Genomic DNA, 3,821 nt, shown 5'->3' with positions numbered 1-3,821 from the left:
GCCGATGAGCACGAAAGCCATCGACATCTCGCTCTTGAACTTCCGCTTAACTGCGCGCTTGTCTGCCAAGCCTGCGGCGTCAGAAGTTGTCGTCATTGTGCGGCGAGCTCCATGATCTTGACCTGGTCCGCGTCCGCGCGGTCGAGGATGCCCGCCAGCCGTCCCTGGCGGATCGTGACGATGCGGTCGCTCATCCCGAGAATCTCCGGGAGTTCGGAGGAGATCATGATGACGGCGACACCCGTAGAAGCGAGTGTGGAGATCATTCGATGAATCTCCGCCTTGGCGCCGACATCAATCCCGCGGGTTGGTTCATCGAGGATGAGCACCTTGGGTTTTGTCAGCAACCAGCGGCCGATCAGCACCTTCTGCTGGTTGCCGCCCGAAAGGTTGAGGATCTTCTCGCCCATGCTTGGGGTTTTCACGCGTAGCGTGGTTTTCATCTCTTCGCATTCTTCGGAAAGGCGCTTCTGCTGCACGAAGCCGTGCTTGACATACCCACCATGAAGCGCGGCCAACTGCATGTTCTGTTGGATGTCCAACAACAGGAAACAGCCCGATTCCTTGCGGTCTTCGGTGAGGAACGCCATGCCATTCTCCATGGCGACGCTCGGAGAGGTGATCTTGATCTCCTTGCCGCCAATGGCGATGCTTCCCGAAGTTGCGGGCGTCACACCGAAGATCGTTTCCGCGATATTGGAGCGGCCGGCGCCGACCAGTCCGGCTATCCCGAGGATTTCGCCGGCATGAAGATCGAACGATACGTCTTCGAATACATCCTTCAGGCCGAGATTTTGGACGCTGAGAACAACCTCTCCGATCTTCGACTCTACTTTGGGAAACATCTGTGAAATTTCGCGCCCGACCATCATGCGAATGACTTCGTCGCGCGTCAGCTCCCTGGATGCCTTGGTTGCGATGTGCCGGCCATCCCTGAAGATCGATACCTCATCAGCAATCTCAAACAGCTCGTTCATCTTGTGCGTGATGTAGATGATACCCTTGCCTTGCTCCCTCAGCGTGCGAATGATGCGAAACAGGTGCTCGACTTCGCGTTCGGTCAGCGCCGAGGTCGGTTCGTCCATGATGAGGACGTCCGACTGATAGGAGACGGCCTTGGCGATCTCGACCATCTGCCGGCTTGCCACCGACAGCTGCCCCACTCTCTCGTCGGGGTCCAGATCAATCCCGAGCTCTTTGAACAGGCGGTATGTGCCGGCACGCAGTTCCTGATGATCGACAAGACCGAAGCGATTTCGCGGTTCGCGGCGGATCCAGATATTTTCTGCGATCGTCATGTGATTCATCAGGTTGAGTTCCTGGTGAATCATCGCAATGCCGTTGTCGAGCGCGTCGAGCGGACTGCGCAGCTTGATCGGCACGTTGTTGAGATAAAAATCCCCCGCATCGGGCGTGTAGATGCCGGCGATGATCTTCATCAAGGTTGACTTGCCCGCGCCGTTCTCGCCCATGAGCGCATGAACGGTACCGCGACGAAGCCGGAAGGAGACGTTGTCGAGGGCAACGTTCCCGGCGAATTCCTTGCGGACGTTTTCGACCTGCAGGAGAAATTCGGCTGTTGGAACGGCCCCGCTCTCTCTTACGGCTTTGATAGTTGAGGGGGAAACCTTCGTCATGTAACCAAACCCTTCCGTGACCCGTCTGCTGAGGCAGGCAGACGCGCCGTCGGCGCGCCTGCCTGCTCATCGGCGCTAGTTCTTGCTGAGATAGCTTTCGACGTTTGCCGGATTGACCAACTCGTAGGGAATCCAGAGCGGCGATTCGACTTTCTCACCCTTTACGAGCTTCATGGCCACGTCGACCGATCCGGCGCCCTGTCCGATCGCATCCTGAAAGACGGTAACCTGCAGATCGCCGTTCTTCATGTATTGCATCGCTTCCTTCGTCGCATCGACGCCGGCGACGATCACCTGCGAGGTGTCCAGGCCGGATGCCTTGAGCGAATTGATAGCGCCGATCGCCATCTCGTCATTGTTCGAGATGATCGCGGCCGGTTTGTATCCGGCGGTGATCCAGTTCGTCACAAGATCCTGTGCCTTAACCGGGTCCCAGTTTGCCGACTGCTCGTCGATGATCTTCATGAAATTGCATTCGGCCGTTGCGGCAACCTCGTGCACGGCCTGGCTGCGCAGCACCGCCGTTTCGTTGGCAAGTACGCCCTGGATGATCAGAATATCGGCAGAATCCGCCTTTCCACGCTCCTTGAGAACACGGCAAACTTCCTGCGCTTCCAAGGTGCCGGCAACCTTCTCGTCCGAGCCGACGAACGCCGCCTTCGGGCCGAGCTCATGGACGTCGCTAGGCGTATTGTTGACGTAGACGAGCGGGATGCCGGCGTCGGCGGCGAGTTTCGTCATGGTTGGCGTCGCGGACGTCTCGACTGTGTTGACGATAATGGCGTCGACCTTCGCAGCGATGAAGTTCTGCACCTGCGACAGTTGGCGATTGACATCGCCTTCCGCAAACTCGATCTGCAGCGGCTGGTTTGATTGTGCAGCCTTGTCCTTGATACCCTTGACCAGTACGGCAAGGTTTGAATCGCTGTGAGAGATGCTAACGCCGATATCGCCGGCGAAGGCTGTCGATCCAAGAAATGCCATGGACGCTGTCAGAATAATCATTCGGTTCATCATCTATTCCCCTTTAAAGGGTGTCCGGCAGCACCCGATTGTTTATCCGGAACGTCCACCTCCACCGAGGACGTCTCTTGGTTCAGGCGGACTGCCGAACCTTCAGCTCGAATGGCAAAATGATACTTCGACCGTCTTCGAAACCGGGTTTGGGCGTTTCGATCAACTTGGCGATCGCCGGACCGAATTCGAGTGCCGGTACCTTCACCGTGGTTAACCAAGGGGCCAACCACTCGTTCAGTCGGTTGTCGTCGAAGCCGAATATGACAAGGTCGTCGGGCACACGAAGATTGCGCTCCATAGCCGCCCGGTAGAAACCGTAGGCGATCATGTCGTTTGCGCAAAAGACGCTGTATTTCTTCGGTGCAAGGTCGAGAAGTCGGCAGGCATGCTCGTAGCCGGCCTGCATCGTGTAGAGGCTCTCGAGCTGCAGCACGCGCGAGGCATCGCCCACGCCAGAAACGAAACCATCAAGTCTCGCGGTACTGCCAAAATAATGACGCGGGCCGTGGATCGCGACCCAGTTCTCATAGCCACGCTCAATGAAGTAGCGCCCCACCGCCAGCCCGGCCTGAAAGTTGTCGATTCCCACATAGGGGGCGACAATTCCCTGAGCCGGCCGCCGGTTTGCGAAGATCAGGTTGCCCTGCGTTGCCACCAGTTCCCGGAGTCTTGGTGTGTCGATCGCACCCTGCAATACGATTGCCCGTGCGCGCAGTCCTTGAGCGTCAGCGAGAAGGCGATCTTGCTGCTCGGCGTTTTCGCCGGTGTTTGCCAGAACCATCGACAGGCCAATGCCCTTGAGGGCGCTTTCCACCGAGACGGCGATGTCGGCGGTGAAATGGTTGGTCGCGTCCGGCACCAGCATGACCACGACGCGGCTTTGAGCAAGGCGTAAAGACCGGCCGATTTCCGAGGGGGTGTATCCCAGGGACTTCGCCGCCTGGCGGACACTCTCGATCGTGCGAGGAGCGATCGTGTCGGCCTTTCCGGAGAAGTAGCGCGAGACCGTGGCGGTCGAGACGCCGGAGAGACGTGCGACATCCCGTATGGTTGGTGGTTTCGTCATATCGCAGTCCCGAATCCAAATGTTAACGATTACATCGTAATTTAAGCGATGTTTTACTTCGCTGTTTCAGCCTTTGCATTTGCGGCATCGACGAGCGGCTT

Annotated in this window: 3 protein-coding genes; all 3 read right to left on the bottom strand. The window is 57.8% G+C overall.

Annotated features, from left to right (window positions below; all coding sequences use genetic code 11):
- Positions 1-92: 92 nt before the first annotated feature.
- A complete protein-coding gene (locus BS629_RS37420) occupies positions 93-1,637 on the bottom strand; it encodes a sugar ABC transporter ATP-binding protein (RefSeq protein ID WP_077988832.1) in 1,545 nt (514 codons plus the stop codon).
- A gap of 75 nt (positions 1,638-1,712) precedes the next feature.
- Entirely contained in the window at positions 1,713-2,651 is a 939-nt protein-coding gene (locus BS629_RS37415) for a substrate-binding domain-containing protein (RefSeq protein ID WP_077988831.1), read from the bottom strand.
- Between the two features lie 82 nt (positions 2,652-2,733).
- Positions 2,734-3,720: a LacI family DNA-binding transcriptional regulator gene (locus BS629_RS37410; protein ID WP_077988830.1), complete on the bottom strand. Its 987-nt coding sequence runs from the start codon at positions 3,718-3,720 to the stop codon at positions 2,734-2,736.
- Positions 3,721-3,821: the final 101 nt, after the last annotated feature.

The organism is Rhizobium leguminosarum bv. viciae USDA 2370 (assembly GCF_002008365.1).
Lineage (GTDB): Bacteria > Pseudomonadota > Alphaproteobacteria > Rhizobiales > Rhizobiaceae > Rhizobium > Rhizobium leguminosarum.
Note: the sequence above shows the minus strand (reverse complement) of the source record. Positions and strands in the feature narration are given on the sequence as shown.